General features: G+C 68.0%; 19 protein-coding genes. 7 read left to right on the top strand and 12 right to left on the bottom strand.

Annotation, left to right across the window (positions count from 1 at the left end; all coding sequences use genetic code 11):
* Positions 1-39 precede the first annotated feature (39 nt).
* The 7 genes from O3X23_RS01575 to O3X23_RS01550 form a co-directional block, all read right to left on the bottom strand.
* A complete protein-coding gene (locus O3X23_RS01575) occupies positions 40-459 on the bottom strand; it encodes a DUF6195 family protein (protein ID WP_269269161.1) in 420 nt (139 codons plus the stop codon).
* The gene (locus O3X23_RS01570; protein WP_269269237.1) at positions 456-806 is read right to left on the bottom strand and encodes a DUF4326 domain-containing protein; all 351 of its coding nucleotides are present in this window, start codon (positions 804-806) and stop codon (positions 456-458) included. Before O3X23_RS01570 ends, O3X23_RS01575 begins: the two co-directional genes overlap by 4 nt.
* Positions 806-1,531, bottom strand: a complete 726-nt coding sequence (locus O3X23_RS01565; protein WP_443047664.1) for an ATP-binding protein — start codon at positions 1,529-1,531, stop codon at positions 806-808. Before O3X23_RS01565 ends, O3X23_RS01570 begins: the two co-directional genes overlap by 1 nt.
* Positions 1,532-1,533: 2 nt before the next feature.
* Positions 1,534-2,397 carry a hypothetical protein gene (locus O3X23_RS01560; RefSeq protein WP_269269159.1) on the bottom strand — a complete coding sequence of 288 codons (864 nt, stop codon included), beginning with the start codon at positions 2,395-2,397 and terminating at the stop codon, positions 1,534-1,536.
* A complete protein-coding gene (locus O3X23_RS01555) occupies positions 2,394-2,756 on the bottom strand; it encodes a hypothetical protein (protein ID WP_269269158.1) in 363 nt (120 codons plus the stop codon). The genes O3X23_RS01560 and O3X23_RS01555 overlap by 4 nt, the downstream gene beginning before the upstream one ends.
* Before the next feature lie 63 nt (positions 2,757-2,819).
* Positions 2,820-3,401 (bottom strand): WhiB family transcriptional regulator, encoded by a 582-nt coding sequence (locus tag O3X23_RS44075; RefSeq protein WP_443047663.1) that lies wholly within the window; start codon positions 3,399-3,401, stop codon positions 2,820-2,822.
* Between the two features lie 59 nt (positions 3,402-3,460).
* On the bottom strand, positions 3,461-3,850 hold the full coding sequence (locus O3X23_RS01550) for a hypothetical protein (RefSeq protein ID WP_269269157.1): 390 nt from the start codon (positions 3,848-3,850) through the stop codon (positions 3,461-3,463).
* A 659-nt stretch (positions 3,851-4,509) separates the two neighbouring features.
* Between O3X23_RS01550 and O3X23_RS01545 the strand changes: the two genes are divergently transcribed.
* On the top strand, positions 4,510-5,403 hold the full coding sequence (locus tag O3X23_RS01545) for a helix-turn-helix transcriptional regulator (protein ID WP_269269156.1): 894 nt from the start codon (positions 4,510-4,512) through the stop codon (positions 5,401-5,403).
* Between the two features lie 57 nt (positions 5,404-5,460).
* Here O3X23_RS01545 and O3X23_RS01540 read toward each other — a convergent pair whose 3' ends face one another.
* Genes O3X23_RS01540 through O3X23_RS01530 form a run of 3 tightly spaced genes read right to left on the bottom strand, consistent with a single transcriptional unit; the run spans position 5,461 to position 8,366 of the window.
* Positions 5,461-6,648, bottom strand: coding sequence for an amidohydrolase family protein (locus O3X23_RS01540; RefSeq protein ID WP_269269155.1), 1,188 nt, complete (start codon positions 6,646-6,648; stop codon positions 5,461-5,463).
* 23 nt (positions 6,649-6,671) lie between these two features.
* A complete protein-coding gene (locus tag O3X23_RS01535; protein ID WP_331283871.1) occupies positions 6,672-7,787 on the bottom strand; it encodes an MAB_1171c family putative transporter in 1,116 nt (371 codons plus the stop codon).
* 3 nt (positions 7,788-7,790) lie between these two features.
* The gene (locus tag O3X23_RS01530; RefSeq protein ID WP_269269153.1) at positions 7,791-8,366 is read right to left on the bottom strand and encodes a hypothetical protein; all 576 of its coding nucleotides are present in this window, start codon (positions 8,364-8,366) and stop codon (positions 7,791-7,793) included.
* A gap of 674 nt (positions 8,367-9,040) precedes the next feature.
* On the opposite strand from O3X23_RS01530, the gene O3X23_RS01525 reads away from it, so the two are divergent.
* From O3X23_RS01525 to O3X23_RS01515, 3 genes are all read left to right on the top strand, one after another.
* Positions 9,041-9,478 (top strand): pyridoxamine 5'-phosphate oxidase family protein, encoded by a 438-nt coding sequence (locus O3X23_RS01525; RefSeq protein WP_269269152.1) that lies wholly within the window; start codon positions 9,041-9,043, stop codon positions 9,476-9,478.
* Between the two features lie 598 nt (positions 9,479-10,076).
* On the top strand, positions 10,077-13,364 hold the full coding sequence (locus tag O3X23_RS01520) for an AfsR/SARP family transcriptional regulator (protein ID WP_269269235.1): 3,288 nt from the start codon (positions 10,077-10,079) through the stop codon (positions 13,362-13,364).
* A 46-nt stretch (positions 13,365-13,410) separates the two neighbouring features.
* The gene (locus O3X23_RS01515) at positions 13,411-15,018 is read left to right on the top strand and encodes an MFS transporter (RefSeq protein WP_269269151.1); all 1,608 of its coding nucleotides are present in this window, start codon (positions 13,411-13,413) and stop codon (positions 15,016-15,018) included.
* 117 nt (positions 15,019-15,135) lie between these two features.
* On the opposite strand, the gene O3X23_RS01510 is transcribed toward O3X23_RS01515, so the two are convergent.
* Positions 15,136-15,870, bottom strand: a complete 735-nt coding sequence (locus O3X23_RS01510; RefSeq protein WP_269269150.1) for a DUF5324 family protein — start codon at positions 15,868-15,870, stop codon at positions 15,136-15,138.
* A 238-nt stretch (positions 15,871-16,108) separates the two neighbouring features.
* On the opposite strand from O3X23_RS01510, the gene O3X23_RS01505 reads away from it, so the two are divergent.
* Positions 16,109-16,642 carry a peptidylprolyl isomerase gene (locus O3X23_RS01505; protein WP_269269149.1) on the top strand — a complete coding sequence of 178 codons (534 nt, stop codon included), beginning with the start codon at positions 16,109-16,111 and terminating at the stop codon, positions 16,640-16,642.
* A gap of 84 nt (positions 16,643-16,726) precedes the next feature.
* Complete coding sequence (locus O3X23_RS01500; RefSeq protein WP_269269148.1) at positions 16,727-17,575, top strand: rhomboid family intramembrane serine protease; 849 nt, start codon at positions 16,727-16,729, stop codon at positions 17,573-17,575.
* A gap of 265 nt (positions 17,576-17,840) precedes the next feature.
* On the opposite strand, the gene crgA is transcribed toward O3X23_RS01500, so the two are convergent.
* Positions 17,841-18,095, bottom strand: coding sequence for a cell division protein CrgA (gene crgA / locus O3X23_RS01495; RefSeq protein WP_250976783.1), 255 nt, complete (start codon positions 18,093-18,095; stop codon positions 17,841-17,843).
* A gap of 139 nt (positions 18,096-18,234) precedes the next feature.
* On the opposite strand from crgA, the gene O3X23_RS01490 reads away from it, so the two are divergent.
* A complete protein-coding gene (locus O3X23_RS01490; protein ID WP_443047661.1) occupies positions 18,235-19,017 on the top strand; it encodes a DUF881 domain-containing protein in 783 nt (260 codons plus the stop codon).
* The last annotated feature ends 24 nt before the right edge of the window (positions 19,018-19,041 follow it).

The following is a 19,041-nucleotide window of genomic DNA, read 5'->3' as shown; positions in this document are numbered from 1 at the left end:
GCGGTTCGGCTGCCGCCGCGGGTATGTGCGCCTCGGACATCAGAGGTTCCCCCCGGCACGCGGGTTGATGGACTGCCAGGCCGGGGTCTGGGAGAGCAACTGTCCGAGCTGTTCCATGGACGTCACCTCGTGCACGTGCTGACTTGGGCAGCTCACGCACGAGACCCGCAGAAGGATGCGCTCCGTGCCGCCCTGGTCGGTGTAGTACAGCTCCAGGTGCTGGCCCCCGACCGTGTCGAGGGACGTGAAGGCTTGCAGGTGCTCTTCGAACGAGAGGAGGCCCAGGACCTCCCAATCGAGTGTGACCGCTTCATCCCCCAGGAGACGACGTGCGTACTTCGACGCCGCCGTGATGGACCTCGGGCCCCAGGTGCGGAAAGCATTCTCCCGGGCGGCCGTGCGCCGCTCCTCGGAGGTCGTCAGGCGCTTGGCCGCAGCGAACATGATCGGGTGACTCATCGGGGGCCTTCCAGGAGAAAAGGGGCGCGGATTGCGCTGCCGCCGCACGCTTCGTTGGCGAGGCGGAGGAGGACGTCCGCATGGCACGGCACGTCAAGAGGGCACGTGCACATCAGGTCGAGACCGTGCAGTGTTCGGGCGAACCGCGCGGCGTAGCAGCGGCCTACCGGGCCTCGGAGGGTGGCGGCGAAAAGGTCCACGGACTCAGCAGCGTCCAGCGGAGGACCGAGCGGAGACCGGGTACCCACTGTGAACGGGTTCGCGTACCGGCTGTGAGGGCCGACGTATGCACAGGCTGTGGACAACGTCGCGGCGTCTCGGGACGCACCACGGAGGCGGACCGGCATCACGCTGCCCTCCCGCCGCGACGCCGGTCCGCACCGATCATCGGGACGAGGGTTGTCACCATCTCGGCCAGGCGACTCGCCACACGGGCCCCGACGAAGTCGGTCAGGTCCGACCCGTGTTCGTCGCGAGCGGGCAGGTTGGACGTGATGATCGTCGGCAAGCAGTGGTTGTACCTGAAGTTGATGAGCCGATACGTGACCTCTTCGGTCCATTCCGACGTCTTCGCCGTACCGAGGTCGTCGAGCAAGAGGTACTGCACCTCGCTGAGCCGCCGCAGCTCCCGTTCCGCCGCGCCCATGACCTGTGAGGGACGCAGGTTGCCGTACATGTCTGCCGAGTTCACGGCGATCAGCTCGAACCGGTCCGGGCCGCCGGCCGCGATCCTCCGAAGGGCTCCGTACGCCTGGTGAGTCTTTCCCGTCCCCGTGAGGCCGGTGAGGAGCAGAGCACCAGCAGCGGAGTTGTCCGCGAGTGCGCGGTCAGCCCAGCGGGTGACCTCGGGCATGGTCGCCTCGGCGTCGCTGAACCGGGGAGGAGTGGCGGTCGCCCAGCGGCTCAGCGCGTAGTCGGCCCGAGCGCGGCGGTGCCAGTCCCGGTCTCCCGGGTTTTCTTCCGAAGAGTCTTCGGCAGGGTTGTCGGGCACGACCTGAATCCCTTTCGCAGTGAGTATTCGTTCCATAGCGCGCATTGACCTGGCACTACCTACGGGTTCCGGCTCAGCCATGATCAAAATCCGTTCTGGTAAGCGCTGTCGGCGGCGGTGTGCTGAAAAGGAACCCAGCTTCCGGACGGTCGACGCAGAGGCACGACGTTGCCTTCGGAGACCGCGGAGGAGGCGTGTGAGGGAAGGTCCGCCCAGATGCGGAGCAGGTAGCGGGCCGACTGGGGCGGACGTGAGGCGTTCCACCGCCGCGCCACCATCTCGACCAGCCGTTCATTGCCCCAACGGGCCGCGAGAGCTGTTACCCGATCCCATTCGGATTCAGTCAGCCGCCAGCCGACGAGCATTCCTGCGTTCGTTACGGCTGTTACCAGATCCTTGGCGCCGTCCGGCACCTTCACCGAGTCCTGCTCGGCATCGCTGTTCGGTCGCCTCAGCCCTGACGAGCTAGCTTGCTTTTTGGTGGTGGTAATACTCCCGTAGGGAGTATTACCACCACGCGTGCGCGAGGAAGAAACTTCCAAGTTGGCGTGCGGGAACTTCCCACTTTCGGCCGCCGAAGCAGAGTTCTGGGAAGACGCTTCCTGGAACGTAGTTCCCTCTCCTGACGCTCTGAGGCACGGAGTGGGAAGTTCCTTCTCTGAATCGGCGTGGGTAGCGGTATCCGCGCTGAACAGGAGGATTGAGTAGCTGTTGGGGTTTGAGGCTCCCCCTCCTCGCTCGTGGCTGAGTTCACCGAGCTTCGCCAATTCTCCAAGGCACTTGGTTATCGAGCGAGCCGTGAGCTGCGTGAGCGTGGATATCTCTTCCAGCGTCAGGCTGGCTTTGCCTTCGTCGTCAGACTTCCGGGCGAGCGCGAGCATGACGAGGCGGGAGCCCCTGCACGACTTAGACTTTGACCAGACCAAGTTGGTCGCTATATCGCTCATCGGCAATCCCCGTTGGCTATCGCTATGCAGCGGAAGGGCGAGAGGCCGAAAGAGTAATCGTCTTCCGGGATATAGCCGTTCTGGTTCGGCTCGGGGGTGAGATAGAGCGCGCCAGTGGGGATGTGGAAATCGTGGGAACGACGCCAGTCGGCAGCCTCGCCAAAGTGGCGTCTAACCATTTGAGCTACCTTTACTTCGGTCTGGCGGTCGATAGGCATGGGGAAGAAGTCCGATCCGAAAAGGTGGGTAACAGACCGACGCTCGGGATACACCCGCACGAGCACAGCCGTGGGCACTATTTCGCGGATCGAGGCACCGAGATTTATGCACCGCGAACCGGCGGGGTCGTTCTGAATCATGGAGAGAACTCCCGGAACCACAAGGCGCTGCCTTGCAAGAAGAATCGTTTCCTCGGCGGCGTATCAGGCGGCGTGAGCGCCGTGCAATGCCAGCGGCGCGGTCGGCCACTTCTTCCTGTGGCGGCGCGCAAGTTTCAAGAGGTATTCGTGCGTAACGCCGAGCCCCCGGGCGACAGCGGCAGGGTCAAATGACGAATCCGTTGCGAATCGCGCAATTACCGCGTCGCGCTCGACCTTACTGAGAGCTGCGGTACAGCCTTGGAGGGCACTCTCCACGGCCCGTTCGTTCGCGCGCCGCTGCCACGCGGCGCGCAGTGCGGACCGCTCTGAGGCCAGGAGGCCAGCCCGAATTCCGAACTCATCGTCTTCCCTGAGCGATTCGACCAGGCACCGGGCAGCCACGGCCAAAGGGCAGGATGCACATAGATTGCGGGGCCTGTTAAGGGATGTGCCCAGCTTGCTTTTTACGGTCTCGGGATCTTCACGAGGCCCATCCCATAGGGGAACGAACATGTTGATTTCTTGATTCGAGCATCTGGCGTCTTCGGCCCAGTGCTTCCCGGCAGCCTTTCTGGATTCCTTAACGAGAGGAGCCCAGTTCCCTTGCAATGCAGCCTCGATGAGACTGGATATTTCAGTGCTCATTTGTATCTCGCGATGTTCACGGCGCCAAGCGCATTAACGCGCTCGAACGCAAGGAGAGGTCAGAAGCGCTTGCGTGAACGCTTAGATGGCTGGATGGCCATCAAGGCCGACTCGCGGTTCTTTTCAGTCGCCATACCGGGGTTTACGAAATGCATATCCGAAATCGCGCGGAGGTCTTCCTCGGCGAACTGGACGAACTTCCCGAATTTGCGGTGGGGCAGCGAGGAGATTCGCTCCCGCAGCCACTTTTCCGGGATATTCAGCCGCTCGGCAGCCTCGCTGTATCCGAGGTGGAGACGCTTTTCGCCATGTTCCGACTGACGGTTGCCCAACAGAGCGTCGATCCCGCCGGCCTGAGCGAGCAGGCTCATCACGGCTGCGAGCCCCTGCAATTCGTTGGGCCCGAGGGCGGCAGGAACCGCGGTGGCTGGTGCGACGGCCGACATCATGCGTCCAGCCCGCGCAGCTGAGCCGTCCGCAGGTCGAAGGCTTGGCCGCCGGAGGCTGCCCATCCGGCCTGGGGAAACGAGCGGATGATCCACCGCGCGATGGTCAGCGCCTTGGCGCGAGGCACGCGGAGTACGCGGCCCCGATCGCTCACGGCCGTGAGGCCGAGGTGGGGCCAGAGGGTCCGGGGGCCCTGGAGACGGACCTGTACGACAGCGGCCCCGGGGGGCAACATGGACGTCAGTTGCTCGGCCAACCGTTCAGCCGGTCCCGAGGCGATCCCGGCCTTCGGCTTGCAATCCGCAGTAGGGGACATGCGACACTCCTCTATGTGGTACGCCGCTCCGCAGTGCCGTGCGAATGGACACGGAGTGGCTGTGCGAGTGATCTTGCGGTCCCATGCGGAGCCTCGGATCACGAGCTGTCTGGCGTCCGGGAGGTGCGAACTTCCGGGCGCCGATGGCGTTTTGAGGGGACGTGGAGCGCACGAGCTGTACGCAACTTCCCCTCTCCACCGGGTCGGCCCGAGATCGGTTCGGCCTGGCGGGCGATGGCGAGGGGGTGCGAACGCCCTCGTTTTTCGCTAAACTGAAGCTATCGCGGTTGCCATAAAAAGTCAACAGACCGAGGTTTCCTCGGTTTCATTCAAAAACGAGGTCTGATGCCAGCCCGGCTCTTCGACAGAGATCGTGTGCGGAAGGTGCGTCGAGACGCCGAGACTTCGCAGTCCGACGTGGCATCTGCCGTCGGAGTCGCGGACTCGACGGTGGCGGGGTGGGAGCTGGGCACGAACGCGCCTGACCAGGAGAAGTTGCCCGCCCTCGCCCGGGTGCTCAAGAAGCCGCTTGACGTGCTGTTCCCGCGGAATGGTCTGCCCGACCTCACCGACCTGCGGTGCGACGCCGGCCTCTACCGGTACGAGGTGGCGGGGGTGATCGGGACCAAGAGCGCCGGTCCAGTGGCCGGCGCGGAGAACGGCGTCCGCCCGCTCAAGGAGAGGTACCTCCCTGATCTGGCGACGGCGTATGGCGTCACCGTGAAGGAGCTGGAGCAAGCGCAGGAACGGTCCATGGCGAAGGCCCGGGGCGAAGAGCTGGAGGGCGACGCTGCCGCCGCGTCGGTCGAGGAACCGCCCCGCACGCTCGCTGAGAAGATCACTCTTCTCCTGGAGCGCTCGTACCCGTCAGGGGCTGCGCCGGGGGACGGCGAGATCGCGGATGCTGTGAACGCGTACGCGGGGTCGCAGGTCACCACGGCCGAGAAGGTGGAGGCCCTTCGTACGGGCGCCGACGAGGCCGAAGCCCCTGCTCCGGTCGTCCTGGACGGGATCGCCAGGTTCCTTGGCGTCACGCGCCTTTACTTCGAGCCAGGCGACGAGGTCGCCCGGCAGGTCGTCGAAGGGCTTCGCCTGATGAGGGCTGGCAAGAGCGGGAAGGTGGGCCGCATTCGAGCGCGAGGGATGGGCTCGGAGGGTCTGTCGGCCGATGTCCTCTCGATGCTGAACGAGTTCGCCACCGAGTTGGAGAAGAAGGACGCGCCCGACGCCGACGAATAGTGCCCCGTTCCCCGAGACTCAGCGAGTCGCGGGAAACAGGGCACCGCGTAGGTACTTCTACTCGGTGGCCGCGTTGGGCTCGTAGCGCTGGCCGGAGGCGAACACAGCCCGCACGTTTTTCAGCGCGTTGAGTTCTGCGAGCGGGTCTCCGTCGACCAGGAGGAGATCCGCGTGGTAGCCGGGAGCGATCCGCCCCGTGGTGGAGCCCAGCCCCAGCGCCGTCGCCGCTTCGGACGTTGCCATGTCGATGATCGCCGCATTCGGCAGGCCCAGGTGGGAGTAGAACGACAGTGCCGGGACCAGGCCATCGAAGCCCGCGCGCTGCACTCCCGCATCCGTTCCGGCCACCAGGCGAACGCCCGCGTCGGCCATCTGCCGCACCAGGTCGAACATCGCGCTCGCCCGCTCCTCGCCGAAGATGCGGGGGAGCATCTGCCAGTGGGGGCTGACGGCCGGGCAGACGCTAATACCCCGGTCGATGATCTGCTGGACTACGTCCGGCCGGAAGTCGAGGCCGTCGCCCGTCATCCATGTGCAGTGCTCGATCGTGTCCACACCTGCTTCCACGGCCGCGGTGATGCCGTCGGAGCCGTGTGCGTGGGCTGCTACGGGAACGCCCGCCTTATGGGCCTCGTCCACGAGCGCAGCCAGTTCCTCCGCTGAGAACTGGGACTGGTGGCTCTTGGGCCCGTCCTTGGTCAGGCCGCCGCCTGTCACCATCGCTTTGATGACCCCGGCACCCGCCGTGAGGTTACGGCGCACGAGGGCCCGGATCTCGGCTTCACCGGAGACCTCGCCGCCCAGGAAGTGGCAGTGCCCGCCGACGATGGTTGCGGGCGTGCCCGCGGACACGATCCTCGGCCCCGGTGTACGACCATCCGCGACCTCTGCGGCGAGACGCAGCGCCAGGCCGCCCCGGTCACCGAGATCACGGGCCGTGGTGACGCCGCTGAGCAGGAGCTGTTCCGCGCGAAGGCGCATGTCCTCGAACAGAACCTCGTCCGTTGAGTTCTGGAGAGTGGCTACCGGATCAGGCCCGCCGTCGAAGGCGAGGTGGACATGGGCGTCGATCAGCCCCGGCAGGACAGCGCCGTCGAACGCGAACCGAGGCACGTCGACGCCGACCTGCTCTTCGATCTCCTTGCGCGGACCGACGGCAGCGATCAAGCCTCCGTCGATGAGAACGGCGCCGTCTTCCAGGTAGGACCCCGAGTCGACGAGCACTCGTCCACCGGTGATCAGCATGTTGACTCCTTGATCATGGGGGGTCATGCGGCTTGACGCAGTGCGTCGGACACCGCAATCAGTTGTTTCACATCCGACTTGCGGTCGCTCCCCAGAGCCATGGCGAGGGGGACCGGTCGGCGGGGTGCAGGAACACCCTTGTCGATCCGGGCGGACGCGCGGCGGAGCCGGGCGGCGAGTTCTGCGGAGTCGACGTTGAGTACCGCGCTGCTGTCACCGTCACCCAGCAGGTACGGGCTGATGTCCACCAGGCCGTCACGGCACTCCACGATGCGACGGTGATAGCGCCGGTGCACACCCCGGGCCCGCCACCGGTCCAGTGCGGCCGGGGACGCCGGCCGCAGGACGTTGTCGGGGTACGCCTCTGCCAGCAGCTCCCACAGAGGGGCGAGACGACGGTGATCGCGCCGGTGCTGGAGCCAGAGCCGCAGCGAGGCGATCCGGGCTCGGGCTCCGGAGTAGGTGATCCCGCCCGCGAACGTGAGGATTGACGCCACCAGGAGGAAGGCGACAGCGGCCATCAGCGGCTTGGGTACCTCAACACCAGCCCATCGAACGGCGACGATGACGGCCCGGATCGCGCAGGCCACCGCCATCGCTCCGAGGCCAACGGCCGTCATCCAGAGCCCGGTGGAGTGGGGGCGCCGGGACATTCGGGCATAGCGCCGAGTCCACCGGCAGGCCAGGGCGAGGACGTACATGAGGTAGAGACCGGCTCCGCCGTAGAAGAAGGCGATCTGCGGAATCGTCATGTCCGCCGTGCTGAAACTGCCGGCGAAGACCTCGTTCGGCACCGACACGGCAGCCACCGTGATGGCCACCACGACGACTCCGACGACCACAGCCTCCTTACGTGCCCGGCGGCGGCCCGCCTCTTCGTCAGCGGTGGAGTAGAGGTAGAAGCACATCAGGAAGTACATCGCGATGAGCAGCAGCACATTCTGGATCAGCTTCGCTGCCCCATGGCCAGCAACCGTGTCAACGCCTGACGCGCCCCCGGGCATAGCCACGGGGTACGACAGCGCGGCGCAGAGCAAGCAGAGGGTGACCGACCGCAGAGGGGCGTCGTGCGGGGATCGCCTCCACTGGTAGAGCTTCCAGACGAGAGCAGCCAGGAGCCCCAGAAGTAGCAGTTCCACGGGTTACAGCCATCCTCGCCGGTCACTGAGAGCCGACTCCACACGCCGGAGCGCGGGGTCGTCCGACAGCGGAGTGGAGTCGTTCAGCAGGGAAGACCACTCCAGGATGATCGTGGCCACCAGCTCGACGGAGCACTCCTCCCCGTCGTCGTACGAGCACCGGAACGCGACCCGCTTGATCGTCTCGGGTTCGAAGACGGGCAACATGGTGGCCCAGCCCTCCACGGAGACGGCGGACTCCTCATCAGGGTCCAGCGCGGGAGCTTGTTCCGACGTCTCGCCCGCAGCCTTCTCGGCCGCTTCCTCGTTCTCCGCCACGAGGATGTGCCCTACCTCGTGGAGAATTATGTGCTCCTGGTGCAGCCGAGTCGTCTCCTGCTGGTAAAGGATCACGTCGTAGCCCTCGTACGAGGCCCACAGCCCCGAGGGACCCGGCTTCGGAAGAGGAGCTTCCCGCAGGTACAGCGGACGTCCCCGTCGGCGACTGAGCGCCTGGCAGAGTTCTTCGACGTTGAGCGGGGCAGTTATCCCGAGGTCTTGAAGCTCACGCCGAATCAGGCGGTGCAGATCCTTCTCCACGGTCCGGTTTCCGGCTGTGCGCCAGCGGCGCCCGCGACCGACCCCGCCTTGCGCGGGAATCGTCGGCTCCGCCGCGCCTCGACCACTCTTCTCTGACCACACTGAGTAATCCCTCCAACGGCAGATCATGGCTTCCCCGAGCCGGGGCGACATCGCGCCCACGTCGATGACGTCCGGTTCCCGAGGCCGGAAGTGACCGCAGTTAGACATGCCTGCGAGCCCCGCCAAACCCTCACAAGGGGCCCTGCTGCCTGGCTTTCAGATTGCCTCGCCCACCCCTGGTGTCACATACGCGAACACACGATGAGACACCCGGCGGGCGATCTCGCAGGAGCCTCCGGGAACCTCGTTGGACAGTACGTGACGGCTCAGGCAAGGCATGGCCTGAAAAGCATGATCAATAAGTGTAGGACGCAAGTAATCCTGCCATCTCAAAACGATTCAAATCGACTACAAACCATTCGATCAAGCGCTTTGACCTGGCGTTTTGTGCTCCAGGGTGACGGCTTCAAAAACGGCAGCCCTCACCGCGAGTCCGTTATGAATCTGAGATATTTAGGGTTGAACTACGTGTGTCATACGCCAATGAATCGGGCTAATCGCCCAGCTAGGCGGCGTGTGGCGGCGGTCACTTCGGGGCAGTTCGGGCAACTGGCGCCATTACGCTTTCAGCCATGTCCAACGCAATAACCGGCCAGAGCAATGACTACCAAGAGTTCTGGAACGAATACCATCTGTGCACAATAACTACGCTGCGACCTGACGGCCGACCGCACGTTGTTCCCGTTGGCGTGACCGTCGACGCTGCCGCAGGACTGGCCAGAGTTATCACCCGGAAATCGAGCCGGAAAGTCACCAACATCCTCGCGGGCGGGGAGGGGGCCCGAGTCGCGGTCTGCCAAGTCGACGGGGGCCGGTGGGCCACGCTCGAAGGCGTGGCGGAGGTGTGCACCGACGCGGCAGCGGTCGAAGACGCAGTTTCCCGTTACGGAGAGCGATACGGACGGACGCCGGCCCCGGACCCTGAGCGAGTCGTCCTCCTGATTTCGGTCGAACGGGCGATGGGCCAGACGTTCCGAGTCCGGCCACAGGCAACCCAGGCCGCGGCGTAGTCCTCCTGACAGCTCCGGCGATGTAACGCGAGGAGCCGATGTGCTCGACGACCAGTGCGGGGCGCGGTGACGTGCTCATGGGACCCCCGGCATGGGAACACGAGAGCTGATCGAATCGACGTGGTAACCCGTACGCAGCCCTTGACGGACGTCGGCGTGCCGAGCCCAAATAAGGGGCACCGGTGCCGGGCCGCTGAGCGCAGGCGTAGGAACCTGCCGATGTTGACGACCACGACGCCGCTTGATGGCCTCGGCCGGTGCTTTGCCCGCGCAAGGAACGTGGAGGATGGGACACATCGCCTGTCTGGCAAGGTATTCAGGGGCTTGGCCAGGGCTGCGGATTCTCTTCAGCAACGCGTGCCGGGCCCGTGTTGACACGTCAACACCGGAGCCGGATCGAGGCGGATGGAGCAGGATCCAGGAGGATGGAAACGGGGCCTATTGTCCCGGTTCTCCGGCATTTCCGCAGGTCAGAGACGTAACGATTTCGGGTTCGAATCTCCTAGGCTCCACAGTGTCGATCAGCGCGGGACCGTTCACGGTCCCGCGCTGATGTGCGTATCGGATCATCATCAGGTGCTGCACAATCGGGGGCGTGATGTTCGGCATCCTTGGCGCGACGCAGGTCTGGAACGGGGACGGCGGCGCGGTCGTGCTGGGCGGGCCGCGGCGGCGGGCGCTGTTGGCGATGCTGCTGCTCGACGCGGGCCGGGTGGTGACGCCCGAACGGCTGATCGACGGCCTGTACGGGGAGGAACCGCCGGCCGGGGTCGCGAACGCCCTGCAGTCGCAGGTGTCGCGCCTGCGCCACGTTCTGCGGCAGCCGATCGAGTTCGGTCCCGCGGGGTACCGGCTGGTGATCGACCCCGACGACGTCGACGCGCACCGTTTCGAGCGGCTCGGCTCGCAGGGGCGCGAGGCGCTGGCCGCAGGTGATCCCGCGCGCGCCGCCGCACTGCTGCGGGAGGCGCTGGAACTGTGGCGCGGGCCCGCGCTGGTCGATGTGGGGGACGCGCCGTTCGCACAGCCGCAGGTGACGCGTCTGGAGGAGCTGCGGGTCTCCGCCGCCGAGGACCGGATGGAGGCCGAACTGGCGCTCGGCAGTCACCGGGAGCTGGTCGCCGGGCTGCGGGAGCTCGTCGACGCGCATCCGCTGCGTGAGCGGCTGCGCGGCCAGCTGATGCGGGCGCTGTACGGCAGTGGACGGCAGAGCGAGGCGCTGGAGGCTTATGAGGCGGCTCGCGGCGAGCTCGCCGAGACACTGGGCGCGGACCCGGGGCCCGAGCTGGCCGCCGTCCACCTGGCGGTGCTGCGCGGTGATGCGGGGCTGACGCCTGCCGTGCACGCGCATGTTCCACGTGGAACATCGCCCGAATCGGCCGGACCGCGCTTCGCGCTGCCCACGCAGCTCACCAGTTTCGTCGGCCGTGACGAGGAACTGGACCGGATCGGGGCGCAGCTGTCCGAGGGGCGGCTCGTCACCCTCATCGGCCCCGGTGGGGCGGGCAAGACCCGGATCGCGGTCGAGGCGGCCGGGCGGTACGGCGGCGAGGCCTGCTTCGTCGAACTGGCGGGACTCACCGACGCCGCCGAGGTGCCGCACGCGATCCAGGGCGCGCTCGGGCTGCGCGAGGCCGGGGTGATGCCCGGTGCCGGTCCGGCCCCGGATCCGGTCGCCCGGGTGACCGCGGCCCTGGCCGGCCGGCCGCTGCTGCTCGTGCTGGACAACTGCGAACACGTCGTCGGCGAGATCGCCAAGATCGTCGGTCAGCTGCTCGGGGACTGCGGAGACCTGCGCGTGCTGGCCACCACCCGCGAGCCGCTGGGGATCCCCGGCGAGACGCTGTGCCCGATCCCTCCGCTGCGGCTGCCGCCGCCCGGCACGGACCACGTCCGCGCGCTCGCGTTCCCCGCGGTGCGGCTGTTCACCGAGCGGGCCGTGGCCGTGCAGCCCGAGTTCGAGCTGGCCGCCGATCTCGACGCCGTCCTGCGGCTGTGTACGGCGCTTGACGGACTTCCGCTCGCCATCGAACTGGCCGCCGCCCGCCTGCGCTCGATGTCCGCGTCCGAGATCGCCTCCCGGCTCGGTGCGCTGTCCGCACCGGAGCAGGGTGAGTACGGGCCCGGGATCCGCCCCGACGAACGGTTCCGGCTGCTGTCGCGTGGCAGCCGTACCGCCCAGCCCCGTCAGAAGACGCTGCGCGGGGTCGTCGACTGGAGCTGGGATCTGCTCACGGAGTCCGAACGCGCCGTCCTGCGCCGGGTCTCGGTCTTCGCCGGCGGCTGGACGCTGGAGGCGGCCGAGGCCGTCTGCACGGATCCCGAGGAGAACGAGGGGGCCACGCCGGAGGCCGGGGTCGACGCGTTCGACGTGCTCGATCTGATCGACTCGCTCGTCGACAAGTCCCTGGTGGTCGCCCACCGCCCCGAGGGCGCCGACGGGGTCCGCTACCGGATGCTGGAGACGATCCGCGCCTACGGGGCCGAGCGGCTCGCGGAAGCCGGCGAGACGGCAGCCCTGCGCCGCGCCCACGCCCGGTACTTCCTCGGTGTCGCCGCCGCGGCGGAGCCCCATCTGCGGCGCTCGGAGCAGCTCGACTGGCTGCGACGGCTCGCCGCCGACCAGGACAACCTGCACGCCGCGCTGCGCCGCCGGGTGGAGGAGGGCGACGTCACGACGGCGCTGCGGCTGCTGGCACCGCTGTCGACGTACTGGCTGCTGCGCGGCGTGCGCCTGGAGGGCGCGGGCCCCGCCCGCACCCTGCTGGACCTCACCGGCCCGCGGGCGCCCGCGGGGCTCGACGAGGAGTACGTGCTGTGTGTGCTCGCCGCGGCCAACGGGCCCTCCGACCACCAGGAGCTGAGCGCGCACACGGCCGCCGCCGAAGCGGTGATGGCCGACCTCGGCTACATGCCGCAGCGCTTCCCCACCCTCACCGTCATCTGGGCGATGGCCATGGGCGCGCCCACCAGCGACGCCGCGGAGCTGATCGCGCGGAGTCTGGACGATCCCGGCCGCGACCCGTGGTCAGCGGCGCTGCTGCACCTGGGGCAGGGCTATGCGCACTGGATGGTGCGGGGTGACACGGCGCAGGCGGAGCGGGAGTTCACCGCCGGGCTGGCCGGCTTCCGGGCGCTCGGCGACCGCTGGGCGATGGCCAACGCGCTGGACGTACTGGCGCAGCTCGCCGACTGGCAGGGCGACCACCAGCGCGCCGCCGCGCTGACCGACGAGGCGCTGGGTTACGTCGAACCGCTCGGCGCGATCGAGGACATGGCGCAACTGCTGTGCCGGCGGGCCGAACGCAGCGCCCGTGACGGGGACACCGAAGCGGCCCGCGCCGACTACGAGCGGGTGGTCGAACTCTCCCGGCGGGCCGGTGCGCCCGACTGCATGGCGATGGCCCACCTCGGGCTGGGAGAGGTCGCCCGGCGGCTCGGTGAGCTGGCCGACGCCCGCGCGCTCTGCGAACTGGCCCTCGGCGAGAGCGGCATCGGGTGGGCCGGCGTCGACATGAACCGTTCGCTGATCCTCATCGGGCTGGCCAGGATCGCCGAGGCCGAGGGGGACCTGGAACAGGCCCGCGGCTACTACCGGCAGCTTCCCGAGGCCGAGTTGGTGGGCCGCAACGGCCCGGTCGCCGCGAGCTTCGCGGAGGCGCTGGCCGGCCTGGCGCTGCTGGACGGCGTACCGGAGCGGGCCGCGCTGCTGCTCGGGACCGCCCGGACGCTGCGCGGAGCCGAGGTGCCGCCCGACCCGGACACGGCCAGGGTCGGCGCCGCCGCCCGTGCCGCGCTCGGCGCCGCCGCCTTCGCCGCGGCGCACGCCCGAGGGGTCGCCCTCTCCCGGGAAGAGGCGCTGACCGTTTTCGAGGCCGCGCGGTAAGCGAGCGGTCAGTGACCGGTCAGAACCCGCTGCCACAGTCACCGGCATGACGAAGAAGCCGAAGACGGCGCGGACGACGACCCTCACCACTCCCTCGGACCCCCGGCGCTGGGCGGTACTGGCGATCTGCTGTGTGGCGGCGGCGCTGCTCGGCATCGACACCAGCGTGCTCAACTACGCGATCCCCTCGCTCGTCACCGACCTGAATCCGTCGGGCACCGAGATCCTGTGGATCGCGGACATCTACGGGTTCGCCCTCGGCGGCCTGCTGGTGGTGATGGGCAACCTCGGTGACCGGATAGGCCGCAAGAAGCTGCTGCTGCTGGGCGCGGGCGCCTTCGGGGTGGCGTCGGTCCTCACCGCGTACGCGAGCAGCCCGGAGATGCTCATCGGCGCCCGTACCCTGCTGGGCGTGGCGGGTGCGACGATCATGCCGTCGACGCTGTCGATCGTCCGCAACGTGTTCACCGACCCCCGCGAGCGCACCACGGCCGTGGGCATCTCCGGCGGTGTCGGGGCCGGCAGCTTCGCGCTCGGCCCGGTCGTGGGCGGTGCGCTGCTGGACCACTTCTGGTGGGGCTCGGTCTTCCTGATCAACGTCCCGATCCTGCTGGCGGTCGTGATCGCCGGGGTGATCGTGCTCCCCGAGTCGCGCAACCCTCACCCGGGACGGCTGGACCGGATCAGCGTCCCGCTGTCGATCGTCGGCCTGCTGGGTGTCATCTTCGCCATCAAGACGGCTGCCCGTGACGGTGTGCACGAGCCCTCGGCGTGGATCGCCGCAGCGATCGGCGTCGTCTGCCTGATCGTCTTCGCGAGGCGCCAGACCCGCATCGCCGCACCGCTGCTGGACGTCAGGCTCTTCCGTAACCCGGCCTTCACCGGCTCCATCAGCGCCAACCTGGTCGCGATCTTCGCCTCGGCCTCGCTCTCGCTGGCCTTCTCGCTCTACTTCCAGGTCGTCCGCGGCTGGTCCCCCCTGATGGCGGGCCTGGCGCTGCTCCCCGGTCCGCTGTCCGCCGCCTTCGCCGCTCCGCTGTCCTCCGCCCTGGTGCCCATGATCGGCCGGGCCAGGGTGGTGGCCCTGGGCCTGGGCCTGATGTCGGTCAGCATGGTCGGGCTGGGCCTGGTCACCCCCGACTCCAGCTACTGGGTGCTGCTGCCCGCCCTGATCGTCAACGGTGTGGGCATTGTCCTGACCTTCACCGTCACCTCCGACACGGTCCTGGCGAGCGTGCCGAAGGAGCGGGCGGGCGCCGCGGCGGCGATCTCCGAGACGGCGATGGAGCTCGGCGGGGCGCTGGGCATCGCGGTCCTCGGCTCGGTCCTCACCAGCGTCTACCGCAGCGGACTCGACCTGCCGGCCGGCCTTCCGGCCGGTGCGGCCGAGGCCGCCAGGGAATCCGTGGGCGGGGCGGCCGGGTCCGGCGCGCAGCTGTCCGGCCCGATGGGGCGGCAGGTGGCCGAGACGGCGCGTGACGCCTTCACCCACAGCATGCACGTCACCACCCTGGCGGGCGCCGTACTGATCGCCGTCGCGGCGGTGGCCGCGCTCCACACCCTGCGGGGCGTCCCCGCGGTGATCGACGAGCCGGCCGGTGCCGAGGGCCAGGAGCCTGCCGCGGCCGGTGCCGAGGAGCTGGTCGGAAGCTGACACCACCGTGCTCGTCGAAGGGCGGGAGACCGGTATGGTCTCCCGCCCTTCGGCGTACGCGCTGTTCGACAGGGGATCCAGGACCGCGCCGCTATCGGCTGCCGGCCCGGTCCGTGGTCAGGACTCGTTGTCGCGTTCCGGGCGTTCCACCCGGTCCGCCTCGGCCTGCTTCGCCTGCACCTCGGGGTCGAGGGGCTCGACGGGCGAGCCGTCGACCACGTCGAGCGGGTCGACGCCGTCCGAACGGTCCATCCCGACGACGACCGGACCGCTGCCGTTGAGCGTGGCACGGTCCGCGACCTCGGTCGGTGCGGCGGGCTCGACCAGCCAGTCCGGGTTGGTCTGCTTGCTCCACCACTTCCACGCGGCGAACCCGGCCCCGCTGATGATGCCGATGACGACGAGGCGCTTGGCCGCCTTGCCCGCCCTGGCGCGGCGCCGGTGCTTCCGGGTCAGCTTCTCGATCTCGGCGACCGAGACCTTGCCCTGCAGTGCGGCCAGGGCGGCCGCGCCACGTGCCACGGCCTCGTCACGGGCGGGGCCCGCGGCGGCACGGGTGACCTCCACCGCGTGTCCGACCCTGGGGGCCGCGTACTCGTTGGCCTGCCGTGCGGTCAGCACGGCCTTGACGGCCGCGGTGTCCACGGCCGAAGCGACCTTGGGCGGTAGCGCCGCGTGTGCCTTGTACGCGGCGGTCACGACTCGTGGCGTCAACCAGGTACGGGCTTCGTCCGCGTAGTGCGCGGCGCTGTCCTTGGCGGTGACAGCGTATGGAGCGACCACCTCAGCGGCGTGCTGCATGCTGTCCTTGGTCTGCCCGGCTGCGTTGCGCACGCTGTCGATGCGGGTCACAGGAACCTCCTCCTCGGTGGCGTACGGTTTTCGCCTATCCACCCGATTTGAAATCATGCCTGTTTACGGCTGGTCCGGCATGTGCGACCGGGCATATGGGTCATGGCGGGACACGCGAGAGCTGAGACAGACGATGCCACGATGCGGGCCGGGACGCGATGGGGCCGCGCGGGCCGACGGCGTGTCCGCGTCCGTGCGAGGATTTGTCCCTGTCAGCGAAGACTATGAAAGGTAGATCGTGGCCGAACAGCTCTACGCGACCCTGAAGACCAACCACGGGGACATCGAGGTCCGGCTGCTGCAGAATCACGCGCCGAAAACGGTGAAGAACTTCGTCGAGCTCGCCGAGGGCACGCGGGAGTGGACCGACCCGAAGACCGGCAAGCTGACCCACGCGAAGCTGTACGACGGCACGGTGTTCCACCGCGTGATCACCGGCTTCATGATCCAGGGCGGTGACCCGCTGGGCAACGGCACCGGCGGCCCCGGCTACGAGTTCGCGGACGAGTTCCACCCCGAGCTCGGCTTCGACCGCCCCTACCTGCTGGCGATGGCCAACGCGGGGCCGGGCACCAACGGCTCGCAGTTCTTCATCACGGTCTCCCCGACCACGTGGCTGAACCGCAAGCACAGCATCTTCGGCGAGGTCGTCGACGTGGCCGGCCAGAAGGTCGTCGAGTCGATCATCGCCACCCCGACCAACCCGCGCACCGACCGTCCGGTCGAGGACGTCGTGATCGAGTCGGTCGTGATCGAGACCCGCAAGGACTGATCGCGCCGTACTCTTCGGGAACACCGCGCCCTGCCCGTCCGTATGGAGGGGCAGGGCGACGCGCGTCCCCAGGAAGAGGACCTCATGGACCAGGTGGTCAGCTGCTACCGGCACCCCGATCGCGAGACCGGCATCCGCTGCATCCGGTGCGACCGGCCGATCTGCCCGGAATGCATGGTCAGTGCCTCGGTGGGCTTCCAGTGCCCGGAGTGCCTGGGCGAGGCCCGGCGGACGACGCCGACGCCGCGCACGGCCGTCGGCGGCACCGTGGCGGCCGACCCGCACCTGGTCACGAAGATCCTCATCGGGCTCAACCTGGCGGTCTTCCTGCTGGTGCAGGTGCTCGGCGACCGGCTCGCCGGCGACCTGTCGCTGTACGCGTACTGCGACCCGGTCGTGAAGCAGTACTGCATCGGCGTCTCCGAGGGTCCCGACCAGTGGTACCGCCTGATCAGCTCGGTCTTCGCGCACCAGGAGTACTGGCACATCGGCTTCAACATGCTGACGCTCTGGTGGATCGGCGCCCCGCTGGAGGCCATGCTCGGCCGGGCCCGGTATCTGGCGCTGTACCTGATCTCGGGACTGGGTGGCAGCGCTCTGGTCCTGGTGCTCTCCCCGTACCCGGGCGCCCTGGGCGCCTCCGGGGCGATCTTCGGCCTCTTCGGGGCCACCGTTGTCTTCATGCGGCGCAACCGCATGGACATGCGGCCGATCATGATCCTGCTCGGGCTGAACCTGTTCTTCAGTTTCACCTGGTCGAACGTCAGCTGGCAGGGCCACCTCGGTGGTCTGGCGGCCGGCACGGTGATCGCGATCGGGCTGGCGTACGCGCCGCGCGAGCGCCGGAATCTGGTGCAGTGGGGGACCTGTGCGGGGGTGCTGGTGGTCACCCTCGTGGCCAGCTGGATCGCGGTGGCTCAGATTACCGCCTGAAGGGCGTTACCACTGGCGTTGATCAGACGTTATCCACAACGAGTACCCGAGCCTGTGCACCCTGTGGGGAACGCGTGTGCGTGCGGTCACCGCATCGTGTTTTCCCTGCAAGATCAACGAAAGACCGGTGGCCGACGCATCGGCCACCGGTCACACCGGCGTCAACTTCGTAGAGGTTATCCACAGATCTTCCGACCTTTTCCCCACTGTGGATAACCGTGTGGACAACTCTGGGGAGAACCGTCCGGACCAGCTGGGGAGCCGGCTACTTCCACTGTGTGGAGACCACGAATCCGCCCGCGATGAAGCCGAAGCCGACCACGATGTTCCAGTTCCCCAGCGCGTCGATCGGCAGGCTGCCCTGCGTGACGTAGAAGAGGACGATCCAGGCCAGGCCGATGACGAAGAACGCCAGCATCAGGGGCGCGACCCAGTTGAAGCCGGACTTGAGCTTTATCGACTGCGTCTTCTCCGGCGGCGGAGTGAAGTCGGCCTTCTTGCGGATCCGTGACTTCGGCACGAGGGACTCTCCTGTCGATGCGCTGCGTAACCGCGCGGGGATGTCGGGATGTGAGGCTGGCCGGGCGGGTGGGGGCACCACCGCGGACGGGCGTCCGTTAGCGTAGTGCTTCCTCGGGTGTGAAGGAGACAAGGGTACGGTGACCGATTCCGGCGACACGTCCCGCACCCGTCCTTCTCCCTTTCGTCCTTCCACCCGCACCGTAGTACTGCGGACGCTCAGTGCGGGAGTCTTCGCGCTCGCCGGCCTGATCTTCTGGATGAGCTTCGACACCGCCAAGGGCGTCAACATCCGCAGCGACGACCCGCTGCCCAAGCTCTCGGACAACGTACGCAAGCAGAGCGGCCGGAACCAGGAGCTGGAGAACCAGCTCATCGGGGTCCGCGGCGACGTCGACGCCCTCACCCGCCGCGGCACCGGCGCCGCCGACGCGACCCGCAAGCAGCTCGACCTGCTCGAAGAGGAAGCCGGCACGAAGGCGGTGACCGGCCCGGCGCTGAACGTCACCCTCAACGACGCCCCGCCGAACGCCACCGCGCTCGTCCCCGGCGTCCCCGACCCGCAACCCAACGACCTGGTCATCCACCAGCAGGACCTGCAAGCCGTGGTCAACGCGCTGTGGGAGGGCGGGGCGGTCGGCATCAGGGTCATGGACCAGCGGCTGATCTCCACCAGCGCCGTCCGCTGCGTCGGCAACACCCTGATCCTGCAGGGCCGGGTCTACTCCCCGCCGTACAGAATCACCGCTGTGGGTGACCAGAAGAAGCTGCGCGCGGCCATCGACCGGAACGCGACCATCCAGAACTACCTCCAGTACGTCAACGCCTACGGGCTCGGCTGGAAAGTGGAGGCGGACAACCGGGTGACTCTTCCCGGCTACTCCGGCACAGTGGATCTCCACTACGCGAAGCCCGTCTCCTGACCGTCTCCCGACCGTCTGCGGGAC

Source organism: Streptomyces sp. H39-S7, assembly GCF_027158205.1.
Classification (GTDB): Bacteria; Actinomycetota; Actinomycetes; order Streptomycetales; family Streptomycetaceae; genus Actinacidiphila.
The sequence above is the reverse complement of the archived record's forward strand: the minus strand, read 5'-3'. Positions and strand labels throughout refer to the sequence as shown.

Excerpts from the sequence above, each read along its gene's own strand:
- O3X23_RS01575 (WP_269269161.1), bottom strand. The coding sequence starts at position 459 with ATGAGTCACCCGATCATGTTCGCTGCGGCCAAGCGCCTGACGACCTCC.
- O3X23_RS01570 (WP_269269237.1), bottom strand. The coding sequence starts at position 806 with ATGCCGGTCCGCCTCCGTGGTGCGTCCCGAGACGCCGCGACGTTGTCC.
- O3X23_RS01565 (WP_443047664.1), bottom strand. The coding sequence starts at position 1,531 with ATGGCTGAGCCGGAACCCGTAGGTAGTGCCAGGTCAATGCGCGCTATG.
- O3X23_RS01560 (WP_269269159.1), bottom strand. The coding sequence starts at position 2,397 with ATGAGCGATATAGCGACCAACTTGGTCTGGTCAAAGTCTAAGTCGTGC.
- O3X23_RS01555 (WP_269269158.1), bottom strand. The coding sequence starts at position 2,756 with ATGATTCAGAACGACCCCGCCGGTTCGCGGTGCATAAATCTCGGTGCC.
- O3X23_RS44075 (WP_443047663.1), bottom strand. The coding sequence starts at position 3,401 with ATGAGCACTGAAATATCCAGTCTCATCGAGGCTGCATTGCAAGGGAAC.
- O3X23_RS01550 (WP_269269157.1), bottom strand. The coding sequence starts at position 3,850 with ATGATGTCGGCCGTCGCACCAGCCACCGCGGTTCCTGCCGCCCTCGGG.
- O3X23_RS01545 (WP_269269156.1), top strand. The coding sequence starts at position 4,510 with ATGCCAGCCCGGCTCTTCGACAGAGATCGTGTGCGGAAGGTGCGTCGA.
- O3X23_RS01540 (WP_269269155.1), bottom strand. The coding sequence starts at position 6,648 with ATGCTGATCACCGGTGGACGAGTGCTCGTCGACTCGGGGTCCTACCTG.
- O3X23_RS01525 (WP_269269152.1), top strand. The coding sequence starts at position 9,041 with ATGTCCAACGCAATAACCGGCCAGAGCAATGACTACCAAGAGTTCTGG.
- O3X23_RS01520 (WP_269269235.1), top strand. The coding sequence starts at position 10,077 with ATGTTCGGCATCCTTGGCGCGACGCAGGTCTGGAACGGGGACGGCGGC.
- O3X23_RS01515 (WP_269269151.1), top strand. The coding sequence starts at position 13,411 with ATGACGAAGAAGCCGAAGACGGCGCGGACGACGACCCTCACCACTCCC.
- O3X23_RS01500 (WP_269269148.1), top strand. The coding sequence starts at position 16,727 with ATGGACCAGGTGGTCAGCTGCTACCGGCACCCCGATCGCGAGACCGGC.